Origin of the sequence: Bacillus sp. AFS012607 (genome assembly GCF_002558005.1) — a bacterium.
Classification (GTDB): Bacteria; Bacillota; Bacilli; order Bacillales; family Bacillaceae_G; genus Bacillus_A; species Bacillus_A thuringiensis_S.
On sequence record NZ_NTVM01000058.1, the window covers coordinates 1 to 1,653 of the forward strand.

The window sequence follows — 1,653 nt, forward strand, 5'->3', positions numbered from 1 at the left end:
ATTACTTGCTGTTCAAATAACTCTTGAATCACTACATCTTTTTGATAATTGCCCTCTATGTTAGTCCATTCATGTAATAATTGCTTTTCTTCGTTCTTAGTGAGTATTCTTAGATTCTCAATAGGTTCCTCCGGAAATTGTAAAATTTCATCTAGCCAAATTTCAAAAGATTGAGCCATTCTTTTTATTGTAGAAACCTTAAATAAGTCTGTATTATATTCAAAATCCACTTGTAATCCTGTTGGTATCTCTTCCGTAGCTATAGTTATATCAAACTTTGCACCATTCATATGTCTAGGGATTTTTTCTACGCTATGATCTAATAATTTTGGTAACTCTTTTAATTGATTGTGAAAAACAAACATTGTCTGAAATAATGGAGAATAACTCATATCACGTTCTGGTTGTATAGCTTCTATAACTTTTTCAAAAGGAACGTCCTGGTTTTCTTGTGCATCTAACATTTTTTTCTTTATTTGTTGGACCAATTCTTTAAATGTTATATTATTTGAGCAATCTGCACGATAGACTACAGTATTTGCAAAGAATCCAATAAGATCTTCAACTCCTGGATAATTCCTATTTGCAATCGGGCTGCCTACTAAAATATCTTTTTGATTGGTATAACGAGAAAGAAACCCTTGATAACTTGCTAATAATGTGGCGAATAATGTAACGCCTTCCTTAGAATTGAATACTTTTATTTTTTCTAACAATTTATTGGGTATGACAATTTGATACGTATCTCCATTATAGCTTTGTATTATTGGACGAGGATAATCCAATGGGAGTTCCAATATAGGAAGTAAACCGCGTAATTCTTTCCCCCAATATGCTATTTGTTTTTGTATAATTTCTTCTGTTAACCAACTTTTTTGCCATTTTGTAAAATCAATATACTGAACAGGTAAAGGGGGAAGCTTTTCAGTTTCGTTTTCTAAAAATGCCTGATAAAAACTCATCCATTCATTGATAAAGGTATCTAATGACCAGCGATCAAAAATAATATGATGGATGGTGCAAAGAAGTACTAACTCTTTATTGTCCATTACTATTAAATGAGTACGTAATAAAGGTCCTTGGCTTAAATCAAATGGCTTTTTAGCTTCTATTTTTGATATATTTTCTATTTTAGATGTTTTATCTTCAGGAGAAAGATAACGCAAATCAATTACTGATAAGGGAACTGTTATATCTTGTTGAACAATTTGCACTGGTTTTCCGTCAACTTCATGAAATACTGTCCGTAGAATTTCATGGCGATGTATTATTGCATTATATCCTTTTTTTAACATCTCAATGTTCCATTTTCCTTTTAAACGCCATGCAATTGGGACATTGTAAAGCGCACTATTTGTTACAATTTTATCCATTATCCATAAACGCTGTTGAGCGAAAGATAATGGTTCGTATTGTTCACGTTTAACTGATTGTAATGGTGTAAAAGCATCGATCTCCCCCGTTTTTCCCAATAAAAATGTTAAACGTTTTGAGAAATGTTTAATGGTAGGGTATTCAAATATATCACGTATTTGTACTAGAATTGAAAAATCAACACCTAAACGTGAAGTTATTTTAGTTGCTAGGAGAGAGTGTCCACCTAACTCAAAAAAATTATCGTTTATTCCAATGGCAGAGGAGTCAATCCCTAAT

At 31.9% G+C, this 1,653-nt stretch carries 1 protein-coding gene; it reads right to left on the reverse strand.

Going from position 1 to position 1,653, the window contains the following annotated elements; genetic code table 11:
• Positions 1–1,653: condensation domain-containing protein (locus tag CN409_RS30360; protein WP_240518690.1), on the reverse strand; the 1,653-nt coding region annotated here is incomplete at both ends.